This is a genomic window from Paenibacillus sp. BC26, from assembly GCF_900116125.1.
Lineage (GTDB): Bacteria > Bacillota > Bacilli > Paenibacillales > Paenibacillaceae > Paenibacillus_Z > Paenibacillus_Z lignilyticus.
Map to the genome: position 1 here is coordinate 63915 of NZ_FPAD01000004.1, position 19571 is coordinate 83485.

Consider the following 19571-nt stretch of genomic DNA (forward strand, 5'->3'; position numbering starts at 1 on the left):
TTTAATCAAATCTGATTCGGCTTTGGAGACACGATATAGATTTCTCGGATTTGCGTGTTTCCTTTTGTATCCACATAGACTTTATATTGGCCTACTTCGTACGTCCCTTTCGAGTTGTTTTGGATAGAGAACGTTTTTTTGATGTCGATAATCGAACCGTCGGAATACTTTTCTCTAACCGTGATAGTCAAGTTATTTTTATTACCGCTTAGTTTTTCTACGTAAGCCGTTGGCGTCGCTTCGATAACCGTGGCGGGAGGCGCAAGTAACGCCATTAGCTCTGCTTTAACTTGGCCGTCTGCCAGAATAGTGACAAAGTTGAGCGCTAAAGCGATATCAGCAGCAGATCCAGACGCGAGCGCCTTTGAAACGGCAGCCTCTGCTGATGTTTCAAGCCTTTCATTGTATCCGCCTGTGCCTAACAGATATAGATTTGTAAATAAATCCGAACTCTTTAATTGCCCGCTTTCCACTTCAAATGTGCTTCTGGTGCTGTCAGATTCATTCGGGCCGTCAGATTCATTGAGCATGACCGATACTCCGATTCTTCCGTTCGCGAGTAGCGATGCAGGATTATTATGAACGGTATTAAACGGGATTTTGAGACTGTAAATCGTCTGTTTAGCTGCTTCATCCCTCGTAATCTCTGCCACAATATCCGTGATCGGAGCAGTCGGTGCATTGGTACCTGCAGGACGAGTCCAAGCCCATTTGATTACTTCGTTGTCATTGGTGAGCGTGAATCCCAATTCATTCCGCGTCGTACTGTTGGTTGCAGGATTGCGTAAATCAATGCCTAACTGCAAATTGTCCTCTCTCCATATATTGCCTCCGGACTGACTATTGAAGTGTACGTCGTCTGTAACGACAATGTATGCATATAAATTGCTGTCATCCCATGCGAAACGCGATTCTACGCCAAGGTCTTGCGGACCATCCCACGTTCCCGCAGTTACATAATCTTTGGTGTTCATTACATATGCCGGAGTTGCAGCACTTCTGGCCGGATTTTCCGCGCCGGCGGAGCTTACCTTTTCAGTGTAAGCTGCGTCTAATTTTGCCGTATATTTGTATGACTTTCCGTCTTCGAGTTGAAGCTCGAATGTGATCAGACCTGCAACATAATACGGTAAATCTACGGTTACGGATTCGCCTGCCGCAAGCGCGTTAAATGGGATTGGAGTGAAATCTTCAGCATAAGCCGCCGGAGAACCAATTGTCAGTGTCCCTGGTGCAGAGGTTTTTCCTCCGACATTATACTTAAAGGTAAATTGTTGCTCGGCTCCGTTACTGGTAAGGCTAAACACGAACGGTTCCGCCAATAGATCCGAGCCGTAAATGCCATACGGATTGTCGACCGGCGTGCTGTTTCTCAAACCGGATGCGTAATAGTTGTTGCTGAGTTCGATCGATGTGCCGCCCGTTCGCAGCATAGCATACACATTATTATTCTGACCGTTCTTAGACGGTTGGAAGTAAGAGGAGTATACATTCGCTTGACCGCCGTAGACGTCTATACCCGGGTTGTTAGCCGGCAGCTGAGTAAAGTTTCCTTGCTGGATACGAACGATACCGTTATTGACTACCGCACCCGCTACGCTTGGGCTTCCCCAGAACGCGCTGTTGTACAGAACAAGTTCGGCGTCGGGGTGGATTTTGGCGGTATTCGGTACATCGCCCATTCGGATATACGCTCTGTTTGGCTCGGTTGCGATGTTCGTATTCACCAGTTCCGAGTTGATCGCGATGATTTGGGTGTGTTCGTCCGCGTCTTCCACATACAAGGAGTATGCGCATCCGTCCGAGCCATGACCGATCATCGTCAATTTTCCCGGGTATGCGAATTGGCCGTTCCCCAAATCTCTCTTCAGGAAGTGTACGCCGTATACCGAACCGTAAACGAAATTGTTGAAAATCGTCTCGTCTTCCACATCGGAGAATTTGAGCGCACTGAGGTATCTTTGTACGAATCCGTACACATCGCCTGAAGGTGCCGAATAGCCTTGACCTCCCGGAAGTCTCAACGCGTAATGCGGATTGAGTTGCATATTTCTGATAAATCCGCCTTCCCCGCCTCCGCCGACCCAGATGCCTGCTCTTAAGAGCGTGCCGCCTAAATAATCGACATAGTGACCGTCGGTTTTATAGGAAGCAAGGTCAATGCCTTTATCCCCGATTGGAATCGTAAAATTGATTGCATATACGCCTGCACCTTGCCCCTGTACCAAGAACGGCGTTTTAAGCGTTTGAGTAGGATCGTCGAGGTTGACGTTGGTTATATTCGCTTGCGTAATGTTAAGTCCTCTGAGACCTGCTTTTGCCTGAAGTTGAATGAGAGAGCTTCCATTTTCCCCTTGGGCACCGCCGGTGTAAGTCGTAAAGATCGCCGTACCGCCGCCTTGCGTATGGTGCTGTACGTCCCATGTTCCTCTGAGTTCAACGCCTTCGGGAACGACTACAGGATTATCCAGTCTATATCTTCCGCCTGGTAAATATACAGTGCCACCGCCATGATTAGCTTTAATATAGGTAAGAGCGTCTTGCAATTCTGCAGCTATATCCACGGTCGGTACGTTGTTTGTTAACGAACGCGGCAAGTCAAGTCTAAGCACTGCGCTTGATGTCGGTCTAGGATGTACATCAATATCTGTGTTTACGTCCTTCGGAATCGGTTCAAACAGATAATCGACGTCATTTACGATCTGTACCGTGGTGTCATTACCGCCACCCGTAACGTCAAGTTTAAGGTTATCGATGTGAGCGGCAAGGTTAGCGCTCTCGATGTTAAGGTTATAACCGGAATTTACCGATTTAAAGGTGCCGAAGTTAGTTCCGAGATTTGCATGTTTGTCTGCTTGTTTGAAGTTGCTCTGACTGACTAATGCGTTGCCTCGATTGAGGAAGTTCAGTGCGAAATTGTCATATTCGTCGAACGTACAATCCTCAAACGATATCACTCCGCCTCTGGCGTTACTCACAATCGGACCTTTAAATGCAACTCCGTTGAACTGAACAGAAGTGTTGAAACGTTCGTTAACATATGCTGCAGTATCGCCGCCAAATTCCGAATTCGAGATCAGCAAACCGAAACCGTTAGCATTGTCAATATAGATGCCCGTTTGACTGTCTTCGATCTTTAATCCGTAGAACTGCGCGTTCGGAGATTCGTCGCCGCCAGGTTCTCTTCCGATCCACATCCCCGTCTTATATCCGGCAACATGTAAACCAGACACATATTCCCAGTCGGAACGATGCATCATAAATCCGGTAGCGTTGGCTCTTGTGTACGCTTTCGCAGCCGAAAGAGTCGGAGCGCCGCTAAGCCCTGAATTCGCCCAATAGTTCGGGTCCATGTTAACGTTCTCGATTCGTCCGATATCTGTACAGGTGTGAACCACGATGCCCTTGTAGAGAGCCGTCAACTTGCTGTTCAGCACATAATGCATTTCGCTAGGCAGCGAGATGAATCCTCCCCAAGCGTTGACAAGCGTAACGTTATCCAGCGTCACGCTGTTACCGGTTCTCTGATAGAACGTCCACGGATACGGAATCCCATGAATGGTTTCGAATTCCCCTGTCTTCTGACCGTTTTGGTCCCTCTTTTCAACAACGGTTGCAGCAGTAATATCCTGCTCGGGATACCATACGGAGAGGTTAGTTACGCCTGTGCCTTGTTCCATGTCTATAAATCTATCGGACACATTAGCTACTTTTTTGCCGCCTGTCTGATTTTCTCTCTCGTCAGAGTCAACATACGTGTCATAATTGGCGGAATTTTTGCCGGCATATACCGCGAGAATGGTTCCGTCGATTTTACCATCGTAATTGTCCTCATCGGGGTTATCCCATTCGCCGCGGAGCTGTACGCCTGCCCGCAATTTTAAAACCTGTTTATATTCGTAGGTTGTATTGCCTGTCGTGCTCTTGACGCTTATTGTGCCGGTAGATTCCGTACGGAACGCATAAGTTCCAGCCGGAATATAGACTACGCCGCCGCCGTCATTATAAGCCGCGTCAATCGCCGCTTGGAAAGCCTCTCTGTTGTCTGGATTAACGATGCCTTCATTTTGTGCCATCTCATCGTTTATTGCACCGAAAGCAAGTACGTTGTAGTCAGAGATCGCCCAATCTTTCGCATCATGTACCTGAGTAATTGCCGTTCTCATGTATTTTGCGTAATCATGTCTATTCGGAACTGTCAGTACGAATGCTTTAGTCTTGCTTACAGGATCGGATACCGGACCTCTTGTAACCGTCGCCGTAATCGTTACTACACCGCCGTCGTCCGGACGGTTTGTCGGGATCATGCCTGCAGCGGTTATGAGGTTAGCAGCGGATGTCGCCCAGGTAATATCCGTCATATTCTCGCCCATTGACGGAAGAACCAAGTTCGTCGTCACATTAGCCTCGGAAGCATTCACGCCTTTGATTGCATCCCATGTCAGCTTGTTCAACATATGATCTACTGCAGCCTCGTCGGTTCCTGCACCTGTTCCGCGAACGACGATAGTAAATGTTTTGACAACCACTGCCGCACCTTTGCTTATGGTCGCCGTGAGGGTTACGGCTGCATTGGCTTCTTGACGTGCTACTGCGCCGGTGTTGCTGTTAATAACCGCGTTATTGGTAGATGTCCACGCAATGGTCGTTCTCGCCGAACCCGTCGTAGTAAGAGTCAAACCGGTTTCAACCAGATCCTGTCTGGTATTCGTGCCCTTGATCACGTCCCAAATCAGCGCGTCCGAAGCAAGTTGTACCGCTTCTGCATCCGTTGGCGGAATTTCGGTTATTCGTATGCTCTGAATGATTGCTCCGGGTGTAGCGAAACGGAGGTGCGCGCCTTGATTCTGTGCACCTATCGCAAAATTAGCTCCGTTAAGCACAACTTTTGACGTTACCCAAGTACTGCCGCTTCCTGTCGCCGGAATGCTCGCAGATCGATACGCATCAAATCCGGAGAAACTGCCGGGATATATCGTGTTGTAATGTAACGAAATACCGCCGGTTGCGCTCGGTCTCCAGTATGTGACCGTTAACTCGACCTTGTTTACTTGTGCAAGTCGAGGGTCGTTTACAATGACGTACATAAAGTCGCCAACCTTCGCAGCGCCTACTCCGCTTTGTGGTGCGACCGCCACTGGGACACTGTCTCCTTCGAGGCTGATGCCTATGCCGTTGCCTTGTAGTTTGTTGACCGATTGAACAAATGTGTTTGGATTATTCAAGTCAATAAACACTTCAGCAAGCTCATTAGCCGTACTGGATACTGTCAAGTTAAAAGGTACATGAATAGGTGCTGCGCTACCTTTGCTTATTGTCGCAGTAAGGGTTACTGCTTTGTCTGCGACAGGGTCGCGAGTTACCGCGCCAGTTAAGGTATTTATGACACCTGCCGGTGCAGCCGACCACGCTATAGCCGTATCGTTCGTACCCGTTGTCGGCAGAGACAACCCGGTTCTTACTTCGGATTGAATCGCGTTCGCATTCCTGATCGTGTCCCATGTCAGATGATTGGCCGCGTCTGTTATGGCTTGCGTGTCGTCAAGATGCTCCACTTTCACTCTCGTATGCGTTCCTGCGAAAGGATATTGCGTATTTTGAGCCGTGCGTGCGAATGTATAATAGGTGTTGCCCGTTGGCTTTGTAAATGTCGCCGTATACACGCCTGCATTGAGCGTACCCGTCGTCCAATCGCCGACTGCAGGAGCGTTACCGGAGGTGTTGATCGCGAACTGCACAGCCTGACCGTTTGATGGCGCTGTTGCCGATAACGTAACGTTGTCGGTTGTTTCAACAGCTGCCGGAATCGGTCTCGGCGACTCCACGGTATTCTGGAAACGCGGGTTCTTGATATAGATGTCGCCTTGGGGCACAGCAGACCATTGCATTTGCAATCTTCCTGCTTGTACCGTGTCCAAATTCACGGGATTGAAACCATTAGGAGAATTTGCTGCCGATAATTTCGCATATACCGTCATCCATTCATTGACATGTCCGCTTCTGATCTCGTTCACATTAAGGTTAAGACGCGAATTGGTGTCAACACTGTTACCGCCAGCCGCTATTGCAATCCAGTTATTCCCGTTAAGATTCAAAAGGTCCGTATGCGTAACATACATATCAAATACAAAATATTGATCCGCATAACCTAATAAATTCTGATTGCCGCTGCTACTAATAAAGCGGGCATCCCAAATCCGTTCAGCGCCCGCGCCAATCCTGCCAGCTCCCAACTTGAACGCGTTGTTTCCGTCCGGCGCAGTCGTGTTCGTCCCCTCATTCGTATTCGGAAAAAACGTCGCAGCTTGAGCATTTACCGCCGCCGGCACGGCTGTCACCGTCAAAGTAAACGTTTGCGTAGCACTTGCAGCACCCTTGGTTATGGTCGCCGTGAGTACTACGGTTTTGTCTACTTCTCTATTCCATAAACGATTTACACTTCCGGTGTTGCTTATTGCTGCATTGTCCGAAGACCATGCTACGTTAGTTGTTCCTATTGCTGTCGGAAGATGAAGTTGCGATTTGACATCGTTATTCGAAGTATTACTACCTTTAATCGTATCCCATGTCAGAGACGCCGCTGCTTCATTTACCAATGTTTGTTCGTTAATTGATGTTACGGTAATTCTTGAAGAGGCGCCGCTGTAGTTGTAGCTGCTATCTGCTTTCGAGCGCGCGAATACATAGTAGGTGTCTGCTGAAGGTAATGTGTCAAATTGATACGTATACACACCAACGTTATTCGTTCCATCCACCCAACCGGTTGCAGGAGCGTTTCCATCATCGCTTATTGCGAACTCCACAGCTTGCCCGCTAGCCGGCGCGTTCGCTGTTACCGTTTTTGTTGCTACGTCAAGCGCGGGGACCGTTGATTGTGAAACCGGGGCTCCTAGCGTACTCTTCTGGAAACGCGGGTTTTTCATGAAAACACTGGTATTAGGAACACTCGTACCCCATTGCAGATGCATGGCCAGTCTATTTACCTGGTTTAGCCAGGCATCATCGAAAGCCCCGGCTACGGCACTTGACGACGATAGCTTCGTATAGACTGTCGCCCATGTGCCCACTGCTGCAGCTGTAACCCCGCTTAAATTAAGCTGGAGACGAGAATCCGTGTTAAAGTCATTATTGCCGTCACTTACGATGACGAGCCAGTTATTTCCTTGCATATTCTTGAAGCCCTCATTAGGAACGTACATCTCGAATACGAAGTAGCCGTCTCTATACGCTGATACATCCGGATGTGACGTCACGCTCGGCGTGAAGAGGTTATCCCAAGGCCCACCGTTCTTCGAGGTTCCGGTGTTTAAGCTCCACGCTGTCTGACCGTCCGGTGCAATGGTTTCTGTCGCCGTATTCCCATCTGCGCCTGCATTTACGGTCAACAGATTTACGGCATCTCCCCATGCCGCGCTGACTGTTGTAGGAATTGCAAACCAATTTAATAACATCGCTGCCATAAGGAAATAGACTACTATACGTCTTTTTATCATTCTTAAACGTCCCTCCATATCTAACCTATTTATGAACGTATGGTATTGATGTGGGGTCTAGCAAGACCTTTACCCCATCCCATCAGGATCCCGAGTTTCGCAAAGTGTGGTCTGACAACACTTTCCCGCTTTTATGTTCGCTGCCGCATCACCTCTCCTATTCCCAGTGTCTAATCTGGTATAAGTGCATCCGTCCACAGGCAAAAAAATAACAGGATTCAAAAAGCGATAAGCGTACGTGCAAATAACGTAATCTTACTCCTTTTTAAATCCTGTCATCATTTTTCAGAATGAACCTCTGCATATTGTGGACTAGTCTTATCATACGTCTGTTGCAATGGAGTTCCTATAAGGTAATCTTCTCCTTTACGAGGGCATTATTGTCTTAATGAGAACCGGACCTATGCCATGAAAGTGGACACTCAGTATGCACATTTTAGCTACGATATTTGTAACATCTCCTCGAATCGTTCACGCCAATTCGTATAACAAAAGCCCAAGCGTTGAATACGCCTGAGCTTTTGAGGATAAGTGAATGTTGCTCTAAAAACTATTCCTAATAAGCAAAAAATCGAAAATGCCCCACTAAGTAATTGAAGAACTAGTATTTCCAGTCTTCACATAGTGATAAATTCTAGATTCCACCGGATTCTCCAGAATCATATTCATAAAGACAACAGGCTCGTCTTTACCAGTCTTACTTTTCATTATGGTTTGCCCAACACTGGCTGGAACAGGGGTTGCTTTACCAAAGTAATAATAGTCGCTGCCCCCTTCATCATCGTCCTTCTTCACAAAGATATGAACCTCTATTCCATTCTCCTTGGCATCGATTATTTTCTTTACCTCTTCAGAATGAATGGTACGATTCCTTCTTGTGAACCATTTCAAAACTTGTGGAGAAAGAAGCTCGTCCTCGTATTTTATGCCTGATTCAATGTCATCATCTTTGTGATACGTTACAAATATCGGACAGGTATTATGTTTGGTTTTATAACCATACATCGTAGAGCTTTCATCGCTACCCCAGTTCAGCAATTTACCAACATCTTTACGCGTGTATTTCTGATACAACGTTAGTAGTGAACTTCCATCGTAGTCGCTCGACTTCGCTTTAGCACATTCAAGAATATCGATTATCGATTCGTGGAAATAAGAGTTTTTACTCATTTTGTTTTTTATTTCCTCATTCAAAATGAACTCTTTCCCATCTATTAATGTGCTAATTGGTTTGTTTCCGTACTTCTCACGCTGAGCCGTAACGAAGAAGGATAAGTCTAAAACACGTTCAACCGATGCAAGTGTTGCCTCATCCACTCGACAGTTTGATTGCTGTAACGCGTGCAGATAGTCCTCATACGAAACTGTCTCTTGTTGTAACAACAACTCCAATAACACGATCTCGTGCTTCCGTTTTCCAGGAAGAATTTCGGTTGAGAGCATAGCTAATATCTTCTCTTCAAATACACTTAGTTCTGAAACCACTTCATTAATTCTTTTCAGAAATTTGTAGTACGAGTCATGAGAATCTAGTAGGACCAGGGGATCCAATGAGTTATTAGTTATAAAATCGTACAGTTTCGGAGTCCGACCAATTCGGTTTTTCAATTCAATATAGGCATCCCTTAATTTCTTAAGCTCCGTCAAATTGCTGTTGTTTATTGATTTGTAAATTTGTTCCTTAGCCACTTCTTCAAAATTAATCGTAGAAATGCCATTAATGTAGCTCGTGTCCTTCATTTTTCTTCGAATGTTATCTTTATTCATCGATTTATCGCCGGATAGAGCTATCGGAATAAGGTAGTTGTTTTTGTAATTGCCTATAAAATCAATAATCGTAACAAAATCTTTAGTATCATGCTTCCTAAGACCTCTGCCCAGCTGTTGTATAAAGATAATACTCGACTGGGTTTGTCTTAACATGACTACTTGATTGACACTAGGAATATCTATACCTTCGTTGAAAATATCAACCGTAATAATATATTCAATTTCTCCGTTTTCCAAAGCTTGAATTTGTAATTCTCTCTGGTTAATATCATCGTCTCCAGTTAAGGGGACTGTTCGATATCCTCTTGCATTCATCATTCCAGAAAGCATAATTGCTTCTTCTTTACGACTACAGAATATTAACCCTTTTACTATCTGCCCAGAGAAGCCATAATACTCGATTTTCTCAATCATATGATTTACCCGCTCATCCGTAACAAGCTTCCCTAATACCGTTGTATCATCAATAATTTGCCCTTCATGCTCGAAATCCGTAACTCCAAAGTAATGAAACGGACATAGCATTTCTTCTTCTAGAGCTTCCTGCAATCTAATCTCGTAGGCGACATTGTAATCAAAGAGTTGATAAATGTTGAAATCATCAGATCGCTCAGGAGTTGCTGTCATGCCCATTAAGAAGCGCGGTTTAAAATAATCAATCACTTTACGATAGGACGCTGCCCCAGCTTTATGCACTTCATCGATTAATATGTAATCAAAGCACTCTGGATCAAATTGGCTAAGCACATCGGTCTTTGAGATGGTTTGAATGGTAGCAAAAACATACTTGGCTTGATCACACTTGCTATTACCCGATAGGATCCCATAATCCTTATCATCTCCACCAACTATGCTGAAATAATCGGATTTGGATTTAAGTAATATTTGCTCTCTATGGGCGATAAACAACATTCGTTTCGGATTATATCTTCTTACATCGAAAGCAGATAGGTACGTTTTCCCTGTCCCAGTAGCTGAGATTATCAAAGCCTTTTGTTTATTGGCTTGGTGTATTTCATCTATTCTTTGCAAAGCGTAGCGCTGCATTTTGTTAGGCTCGATGGAAGGAATGGAGTTAGAGATTTTCTTATCACTGAGAATTTCAACAGATAACTCTTCTATAATTTTCTTTGCTGAGTATTGGATAAAAGCCTTCTCGTAATTCATTATCCATTCTTCTGATAATGCACTAGATTCCAGCCATACATCTTCGTACTGATTTGTGATTTGGTGAATGATCTCTGCATCTGGATTTAGTGTTAGCTTAACACTCCACTCATAGTTCACTTTGAGTGCTTGGGCAGTTAAATTCGCGCTGCCAATTATCAGTGATTGCTGCAGCTCATTAATGAATATATAGCCTTTAGAATGGAAGCCTTTAAGGTCCGATAGTCGAACCTCCATATTTTTAATTTTAAGTAACTCTCTAAACACCTTCGGATGATTGAAATAAAGATAAGTAGATGTCAGTAGTCTACCTTTAATCCCTTTACGACTTAGATCCAGGAGCTGTGCCTTTAATGTCGCTAGGCCACTTTCAGTTACGAAGGCCACAATAAACATAAAGGATTGGCATTGCGACAATTCTTCCAAGACCGGTGTTAATATACTTTCATTCTTTTTAGGATTATTAACCAATAATTTCGGAGGCGTCTTTAACGCTTGATCTGCGAACTGAGAGGGTTGGCTAATACTTAAAGATAATGCGTCTACTAGTATTGTGTTTGTCATTTGAATTTAGCCCACCCTAATTAATAACATTAATAGTAATTACTATTTTAGCATACAAAAAGGACCACCTACGCATTATTTGCAGGTAGTCCTTAAGTTGGTGTGAATTGTGCAATTTATAGTGATTCGATTTGATTCTGTTCGACGATTTTCTCTATAGCCGGAATATCTGCAGGTGCCCAGTCCAAGGCGCTCAATTGTGACACTGGCAACCACTGTATTGCCGCATGCTCTGTTAATACAGGAGTGCCTTCAATAAGCTTGCAATAAAATGTCGTTAGATGAACAAATCCGAAATCATACTCATATACCGTATGCTCAATCTGCTCTCCAATTTTAACCTGACAGTGCATTTCCTCTAAAATCTCACGATGAAGCGCAGCTTGAGGTGTTTCCCCCGCTTCAATTTTCCCGCCTGGAAATTCCCATTTCAGCGGTAAGCTTGAATTCTCCCCTCTTTGGGCACAAAGTATTTTACCTTCATGCAAAATGACTGCTCCAACTACATGGATATTTTTTTTCATGTCTTCCTCCATAAGTTCCAATAGGTTAACTTTATCATACTCGTCATTATTAAGTTTGGACAAGTTTAAAGTTTTACTATGCCCTGATCTCATTACAAAGATGAGAAGTAAGTAAATGCAACACCTATACTCTTATGTAGTTGGCTAGTAGTGCTGTTTCCAGGGCAATTTAATTAATCAACTAGTAGGAAATTGCTAAAAAAAAGCCGAAAGAATATCAAGTAGGATGCCTAATTCCATTCGGCTTAATGACAAGCTTATTTCGCTTAACCACAGTCATGTTTTGCAGAATACTGATTATTCTGCAGTCTCATTTGGATAAGCAATCCACAGATTGGACATGTGTGGAATTATTAATAGTGACAAATCTTTAGATGTTGCAGTATTCGCTCACTACCTCATGATGAAATTAGTGCTACCCTAACTAGCACTCTCTCTTTGAGCGGCTACTTGTTTATACGCCTCTAGCTCTTGTCTCATACTATAAAGTTTACCTTCAAGATACTGGCACAATTCTTTTGAGAATCTATTGAAATAATCAACGTACTCGCCTATTTGTTGATGGGTCATATTTGGAGTCTTATCCTGATGTGTTATATTATTCCTCTGACTTGTAATATTATTTATTATTCCTTTAAAATCGATCACTTGTTCATCTTCAAGTAATGAATGTTCATTATCAGAATATAGAACTATTGTTTCAAATATGTTCTCGATTTCTATGTTGCTAAATAACTTTTGCATTTCTTTAGAACCATGCTTCCCATAGTTGAATTTATTGGGAATATCTAAGCCTGCAAAAGTGATCTCCTGGTCCGACCAAAGTTGTGCTAAATCCTTAAATACTTCTACCTTCTTATCATTTTTACTCGGGTTTTCAATGAAATCTACTAAATCCTTAATTCGAGTAATTGAGTGTTTTATTTTTAGCTGTTCAGAAATTAATAAGTTAGTCAAATTCATTGAATTAATTTCCTCTATATATTCTTTAACTACGTCCTCAACAAATACTTCAAATTTCGAAGTGAGAAGTAATAAGGCGCTTTTATTTAATGCTGCATATTCATTGGGTAATCTTTCACACTTACTTGCGAAGTTTATTAAGAGATTTACCTCAGTTAGTGCATTATTAAAACTCCCAAAACTCCCTAGTTGATTAGTCATTCTTAACACCCTTCATTACCTTATCTAATTCTTTTATCCATTCATCAAGCCTATACTCTAATACTTTTGTATCTGAAGTTCCTTGGGTGACTGCTAAATTAAATTTAACCTCATTTAGTTTTTCCTTATAAAGGTTTAAGATTAAATCTTTCTTTTCCTCGATTTTTTTGAATTCATAATGCTCAAAACTAATCATGATAACATCCATTATTGCTTTGTTAATTTTTGTTTCAAACCCATCTTCATTTAACTTTCTAAATGCTTTGTCTCCGAACACCACATATACTGAATCTATAACTCTATTAAATTTAATCTTCAGATTCTCCACAGCTTCTACTGTAAGATTTTGATTGCTCTCAGAATAAGAGTTGAGAAAGGTCTTTATTGCTCCTTTATAATTACTAATGGTATTACTTGATATATCGAAATTCTCAGAGAATGCAAAATACCGTAAAATCATTTCACAATCTACCATTCGTTTATGAGGGGACTTTAACCCTAAAATATTTAATAGTTTACGATTTTTAGCCAGTTCTTTAATTGCATTATTTAGGTTACCTCTATATAAACAATTTCTAAGTTCTTGTTCATTTAACTTTACTGAACCTGTGTTCAATCTCAGAAAGATATCGTATTTTATTTCAGGATGAGAATCATTAAATATCAATATTATTCTTAAATTACCATTTTTCAATACTCTAGTTGCTTTTGGATTAAGATCCTCATACTTAACACCATTTAATTCACTTAAAATTTGAAGTCCAGTTAATTTAAAATTATTTTCAAAAAATCTCTTTAAAGCAGTTAGTCTTTGTAATCCATCAACAACATTCCATCTGCTATCCTCTTCTTCTGAAGCATAAATTACGGGTATTGGGATATTTAATAAGATTGATTCAATCAGTAACGATGCCTTCTTATTATCCCACACATAATTTCTTTGATATTCAGGATTTAATATAATATCATTTTCCCTTACCATACGAACAAGATCATTTACACTTTTATCATATGCTTGTACTCTTAATTTTCTTTGTTCCGTAGGAATCTCATTGATTACTTCATCTTCATCTTCTTCAATATCTAATATACTGTCATCATAAATTCCCTCTTCTACATCATCCCCAAAATATAACAACTCGCTCATTCTTACACCTCTATATTTATAATTTTATTTCAAAAGAAATTACTTCCATTATTTATATTGTATACTAGTATCTAATTACACAACAGGTTTTTTCTTAGGATAACATTATACTCATTTGGTTTTATCCGCCTTGCCATAAGAAACTCACAGTTATGATACAGCACTCATATATGTACGGTAATATTGTAACCATATCAAAGCTTATTTCGGCTCTTGTGCTCTCTAAGTAATGGGGGATCTTCTTAAATAGACCTATTAATTGTAATTCAATAGGTAGAATCACAAATATAATATTTCTTATTGTACAATTATCAATACATTCTCTCTAAAGTAAAAACCTCCATTTATCTTAAAACTATTGGTTGAATAGGATTCAATAATTCCAATGTCCTCTAATTCATTTTGCATCCAAACTTCAACTAATATGCTGCTTCTAATACAAATCTCAAAATGATTATCCCATACTACTTTAAATCCTCTTTTCATATTCTTCCTCCACCTAAAAAACACCAAAGCCAATTAATCGTTGGTCTTTGATGTTTTTTAGATTATTTGTATTTAATTAATAACAAACTTTGCAAGCGAAGTAATTTCCTCACGAGAATCAATTCTTGTTTCGACTATTTTTTTAATAAAGTCGCTAATTTTCTTTTTGGTTACATCATTTCTAGGAATTGGAATAACCACTTCATCTATTCTATTCCCAATGGTATCAATTACATCTCTAGTAAACTGCTTTGTGCGAATTTGCCTTTTTACAATATAGGAATTAAGTAGTCCTAAAAGTAAAAAGGGGTCGATGCGTTCCCAGTCATTACATCTTATTTTATATAATCCGCCGCAAAATAATGACTTGGCATCGAACTTAGTAATAATACAAGAAGAACCGACTAGATAAGTTCCATCCCTTACTAAAAGAACATCATTTTCATTTACATCTTCTCGTATAGCGTACTCCTCATAAATTTCTTCCGAAATTCCTTGTTTTGGATTGTGCTTAATTTCCCAATTTGAGAAGTCCGATGTTCTAATAAACGGGATACTCCCTGTCCCGTATGCCATCTTACCTATTTCGTCGCCAGTATAATACGAGATTACACCAGTTAGTTTAAGTTGACCCATTGTTACTAGTTCACAGTTATGTTCAAGTTCACTAAGTTCCTTTTCAATTGTCGGGTCATAGTACTTAGGAATAAAGATTGAATCCTTTATTTGCGAAGATAAAAGGGAGAAGCAGTTGAATCCACCAAACTCAGAGGTTATGGTTTCGGTTGTTATTAACGATGTAATTTCATCAATATCCATTTTTTCAAGTTTTCGAATTTCATTAATATCATCGTCTAATAACACTTGTTCAATTATCTTGGGCATGTGTTTGATAAATGCCTTTCCAATTACTCTTTGGGATAAGGCATGTTGTAACTTTGTTACTATTTGCGACCTGAAAGTTTTATCCTTTGGCACTGGAAGTATAATTTCATTAAAACGCTGACCTATAGTATCAATAATATCAGCAGTAAATTGAAAAGATCTAATTTGTTCTTGTACTAAGTCTGTATTAAATAGTAAAAATAAAAGTTCAGGTTCCATGTATTCCGGTTTAATAACCCTAACTTTCAATATATGCGATTGAAAAAGTAACTCTTTATCAACTTTTGTAATAAAGCAGTTATTCCCAATAAGATACGTACCATCTCTGACAAAGAGTATATCACCTTCTTGAACGTCTTGTACCTTTGAATACTCGTTGTAGATTTCTTTACTAACGCCTTGTTTAGGGATAGTTTTAATTTCCCAATTGGATATATCCGATGTTCTTACAAAAGGAATATCTCCTGTACCGTAGGCATTTTTCCCGATTTCGTGACCAGTATAGAACTGAATGATCCCATTTTCAGACAGTTCTTTTATACTCATGCAATTATGAGTTGGTCGTAAGTCATTAATTTTCTCTACTAAATTAGGGTTATAGTACTTTGGGATAAATATACTATCTGAGATTTGGTCTGAATCAATCCAATAACTAATCATTATTTTTTTCTTCTCCCGTCGTGATAAATAGCCGCTACATTAACTGTATCATCGAGCAGGACTCTCTTTCCTTCTGCATTAACTCTATATGTCGGATTTCCCCTACTATCATGTCCGCACCATTCAACTTCACTCATGAAAATTGGGTATGGTTCTTTTGGCTTTTCAGCTACTTTTTCGCAGATAACCACACACGTCTTGGCATGTGTATGAGGTTGGAATAAATCCTCTGGCATTGCTACAATAGCGTTAATTTTTGCTCTTTGTGTTAGATAATCGACAACATACCGGTACTTTGGCATACCAAATGTACTTTCAAGCAGTACAATACCCATTTTACCACCTGGCTTTAACAAATCTAAACAACGCTCAATAAACAGTATTTGTGGGGGCTGTTTTTCTTGCATTGCGCCCTTTTCAAACTTGCCATCATCATTCATTTTCCAAACATGACCTAATTCATATTTACTGAGCGTATCCTCAGAATCAATAGCAAGCTTTTTCCCAAACGGTGGATTGGTTAGGACAATATCAAATCCACCATAGACTATTTCACTCTGTGTAGCTGAAGACCAATTTTCGCGTGCATCGAGACTATTTTCACAGAATACACCACCGCGCCCATCACCCAATATAGCCATATATGCTTTTGCAACTTTACTTAAAAAACTATCCTTATCAATTCCTCGAAAGTTTCGTATCGCAACTTTCTGCTTCTCGGAATGAATTTCTTGGTCTGGCCAACCTAAATCAGAACCCTGTGCCTCAACCTTATTCCATACATATCTTAGGGCTTCAACCAAAAAGCCACCACTTCCACATGCTGGGTCAATTATCTTATCATCCGGAGAAGGGTCAATCATATCAACAATCATCTTTACTACATTTCGTGGTGTAAAAAATTGCCCCTGCGGTCCCTTAAGAGAAGGACCAATAAATATCTCGAACGCTTCTGCTACGGCATCACGTTCACTATCAACTAGACAATAATTCTGAAGCTCACCGACCACATATGTCAAGCTATTTGCATCCAAGGTTATTGAATCAGCGACCTCAATAACATCACTATATTGTTTTTTAACTTTTTCAAATAACTTAACTATACGTTCTTTTACTTTTGTATCTTCTTCATCAATACCTGCTCGGAAAGTAACTATATCGCCCGACTTAGTAAATCTTTCATCATATATCTTACAAAAAATAAGATTAATAAGTTGTTGAGCAAATATTTCGTCTCTTGTCGCCCCAACTGCATTAGCTGCTAAATAGTTGCGAATCGTTCTAAATATTACTTTTAGATTAGTTGCTGGTTTCAAATCTTTTCTCGTAAACTGTCCAACATCTTCTAACCTTTGTCCATACTGAGGGATGTTGGGAATTTCCTCAAAGAGTACTTTTCCACCTTTTTCAGTTTTAACAAGGTAAAATCTTTCCTCGCCATTAAACCAAACTCCCATCCTTGCCTTTGAGAACCGTAAATAGTCCTCAAGTTGACTCCTACCGTCTTTCCGGTTTTTCTTTTTACATTCAATAATTATAGATATATTATCCTCAGTCTTCGTAGCATCTTCAAAAACTGCAATATCAATAGGGTATTCCTTTTTCTTATCAGAAGGTCTAACCTTCACGCGCCATTGAGGACGAGTTTGTATATGTTCTTTAGGATAACCGTAGTCTCTGACCAATATTTCCGAGAAAACTTGAACTGCTTCACGCTCTTCAGGTGAATCCTTAACTAATTTACCTGAGATATAATCAAGGATATATCCTTCCTTAATTTCAACTTCAGCTTCTGCAATAATGTCTGGCATATCTAAACTCCTCTATCTATCTTTTATTACAGTATATGTTCGAGCCCAACAGACAAAATCCTGCATTTTTTGATACTGTTAACTAATTCATATTTTCTATCAAACATTTAAATGAGAACTAATGTTCTTATCATATTATTCCGCTGAATACAATTTATAGTCCTTACAACAATTCAAGAGAAAGTGATGAACTTCCTTACGTATCGAATATTAGAAATTTATATAAGATATGGTTCCCCGCGAATAATCTTAAACAGCTTCACTTAGTCAAGTGCTACACCTGTCTACTACGCCTACTGACATTTCTAGCACCTCAAATCAAATGGGGACGCGAAATCGCTCGCGTCCCCAACTCCCTCATTCACTCACTCAAACCTTTATAAATCAAGGAACAGACGCTCTCGATGTGTGTCGTATGCGGAAACATATCCACCGGCTGCACCTCGACCGTCCGATACCCACCATCCTCCAACACGCGCAGGTCACGTGCTAGTGTCGACGGATTACACGACACATACACCACACGCTCCGGGTGCATCGCAAGGATCGTCTCCAGCAACGCTTCGTCGCAGCCTTTTCGCGGCGGATCGACCACGATCACGGCAGGCACGATGCCTTCCTTACGCCAGCGCGGGATCACGACCTCGGCTGGTCCTGCCTCGAACGAGGCGTTCTCAATCCCGTTCAGCTTCGCATTGCGCTCAGCATCCGCAATCGCCTCTGGCACGATCTCGACGCCGTAAACATGTCCTGCTTGCCTCGCCAAGAACAACGAAATCGTACCGATGCCACAATAGGCATCGATAACCCGCTCGCTCCCCGTCAGCGCCGCGTATTCAACCGCTTTGCGGTAAAGTTCCACCGTTTGCACAGGGTTTACCTGGTAGAACGACCGTGCCGAGATGGCGAAGCGAATGCCATCGAGCTCGTCATAGATAACCTCGCTGCCCCATAGCACGCGGGTCTCATCGCCGAAGATCACGTTCGTATCACGCTTGTTTACGTTCTGCACGATACTCTTCACATTAGGCACGGCTTCGCGAATCATCTTGATCCAGCTGTCCACTTGAGGGATGTGCTGGCCGTTCGTGATCAGCACGATCATCGCCTCGCCCGATACGAAACCAACACGCGTCATCACATGACGCAGCAGCCCTCGACCTGTCTCTTCGTTATAGGCCGAAACACCAAGCTCGCGGCCGATCGCCTTCACGCGAGCCACAATATCATCATTGTGCGAGTGCTGAATCATGCACTCGTCCATATCAATGATGCGGTGACTACCGCGCGCGTAGAAGCCACCGATCAGGCGCTCTTCCGAGAAGAGTCCATCGCCGTCGCCTCCTGTTGCCACAGCGGCCATGCCCATTGGCACGGACGCCTTGTTCCGATAGCGCCATGGCTCGTCCATCCCAACCGTGGGATGGACAATCACTGCATCCGCCTCACCGCCGACTAGGCCACCTTCGCCGTCCGCCCCAGCAACCCGTAGCTTCCCGATCCGCTCCAAATTATCCACCACATGCTGCCGCTTCCACGCCAGCTGCCCCTCATAACTCAAGTGCTGCAGCTGACAGCCGCCGCACTGCTTATAGATCGGACATGGCGCGTCTACCCGGTCCGCGCTCTTAACCAATAACTCCTGCAGCTTCGCGTAGCCATACGTCTTCTTCACCTTCAACACCTTCGCACGGACGCGTTCGCCGGGAAGGGCCCCCTGTATAAAAAGGGTAAAGCCGTCTGCACGGCCTACCCCTTCGCCTTCATGCGTCAAGCCGACAATGTCGACGACGACTTCATCATTTTTGCTTACTGTCGGTACTTTAACCTTATTGTTGCTCATTGTACGTAACCCGCTCCGTTTTCCTCAATCAGTTGTCTTGCCTATTTCATATCTCTG

General features: G+C 42.1%; 9 protein-coding genes. All 9 read right to left on the bottom strand.

What is annotated here, in order from left to right:
- Positions 1-5 precede the first annotated feature (5 nt).
- The 9 genes from BM412_RS23945 to rlmD all read right to left on the bottom strand — a co-directional run bounded on the left by BM412_RS23945 (position 6) and on the right by rlmD (position 19514).
- A complete protein-coding gene (locus BM412_RS23945) occupies positions 6-7493 on the bottom strand; it encodes an immunoglobulin-like domain-containing protein (RefSeq protein ID WP_091224051.1) in 7488 nt (2495 codons plus the stop codon).
- A gap of 585 nt (positions 7494-8078) precedes the next feature.
- The gene (locus tag BM412_RS23950) at positions 8079-10994 is read right to left on the bottom strand and encodes a DEAD/DEAH box helicase (RefSeq protein WP_091224053.1); all 2916 of its coding nucleotides are present in this window, start codon (positions 10992-10994) and stop codon (positions 8079-8081) included.
- 116 nt (positions 10995-11110) lie between these two features.
- Positions 11111-11518, bottom strand: a complete 408-nt coding sequence (locus tag BM412_RS23955) for a (deoxy)nucleoside triphosphate pyrophosphohydrolase (RefSeq protein WP_091224619.1) — start codon at positions 11516-11518, stop codon at positions 11111-11113.
- A 420-nt stretch (positions 11519-11938) separates the two neighbouring features.
- Entirely contained in the window at positions 11939-12682 is a 744-nt protein-coding gene (locus BM412_RS23960; protein WP_091224055.1) for an MAE_28990/MAE_18760 family HEPN-like nuclease, read from the bottom strand.
- Complete coding sequence (locus BM412_RS23965) at positions 12675-13829, bottom strand: DUF262 domain-containing protein (RefSeq protein ID WP_091224057.1); 1155 nt, start codon at positions 13827-13829, stop codon at positions 12675-12677. The genes BM412_RS23960 and BM412_RS23965 overlap by 8 nt, the downstream gene beginning before the upstream one ends.
- A gap of 297 nt (positions 13830-14126) precedes the next feature.
- Positions 14127-14315: a hypothetical protein gene (locus BM412_RS32220; RefSeq protein WP_091224059.1), complete on the bottom strand. Its 189-nt coding sequence runs from the start codon at positions 14313-14315 to the stop codon at positions 14127-14129.
- 72 nt (positions 14316-14387) lie between these two features.
- Positions 14388-15860, bottom strand: coding sequence for a restriction endonuclease subunit S domain-containing protein (locus BM412_RS23975; RefSeq protein ID WP_218163180.1), 1473 nt, complete (start codon positions 15858-15860; stop codon positions 14388-14390).
- Positions 15860-17671 carry a type I restriction-modification system subunit M gene (locus BM412_RS23980; RefSeq protein ID WP_091224061.1) on the bottom strand — a complete coding sequence of 604 codons (1812 nt, stop codon included), beginning with the start codon at positions 17669-17671 and terminating at the stop codon, positions 15860-15862. Before BM412_RS23980 ends, BM412_RS23975 begins: the two co-directional genes overlap by 1 nt.
- A 361-nt stretch (positions 17672-18032) precedes the next feature.
- On the bottom strand, positions 18033-19514 hold the full coding sequence (rlmD, locus tag BM412_RS23985; RefSeq protein ID WP_091224064.1) for a 23S rRNA (uracil(1939)-C(5))-methyltransferase RlmD: 1482 nt from the start codon (positions 19512-19514) through the stop codon (positions 18033-18035).
- Between the last annotated feature and the right edge of the window lie 57 nt (positions 19515-19571).

Excerpts from the sequence above, each read along its gene's own strand:
- BM412_RS23945 (WP_091224051.1), bottom strand. The coding sequence starts at position 7,493 with ATGATAAAAAGACGTATAGTAGTCTATTTCCTTATGGCAGCGATGTTA.
- BM412_RS23950 (WP_091224053.1), bottom strand. The coding sequence starts at position 10,994 with ATGACAAACACAATACTAGTAGACGCATTATCTTTAAGTATTAGCCAA.
- BM412_RS23955 (WP_091224619.1), bottom strand. The coding sequence starts at position 11,518 with ATGAAAAAAAATATCCATGTAGTTGGAGCAGTCATTTTGCATGAAGGT.
- BM412_RS23960 (WP_091224055.1), bottom strand. The coding sequence starts at position 12,682 with ATGACTAATCAACTAGGGAGTTTTGGGAGTTTTAATAATGCACTAACT.
- BM412_RS23965 (WP_091224057.1), bottom strand. The coding sequence starts at position 13,829 with ATGAGCGAGTTGTTATATTTTGGGGATGATGTAGAAGAGGGAATTTAT.
- BM412_RS32220 (WP_091224059.1), bottom strand. The coding sequence starts at position 14,315 with ATGAAAAGAGGATTTAAAGTAGTATGGGATAATCATTTTGAGATTTGT.
- BM412_RS23975 (WP_218163180.1), bottom strand. The coding sequence starts at position 15,860 with ATGATTAGTTATTGGATTGATTCAGACCAAATCTCAGATAGTATATTT.
- BM412_RS23980 (WP_091224061.1), bottom strand. The coding sequence starts at position 17,671 with ATGCCAGACATTATTGCAGAAGCTGAAGTTGAAATTAAGGAAGGATAT.
- rlmD (WP_091224064.1), bottom strand. The coding sequence starts at position 19,514 with ATGAGCAACAATAAGGTTAAAGTACCGACAGTAAGCAAAAATGATGAA.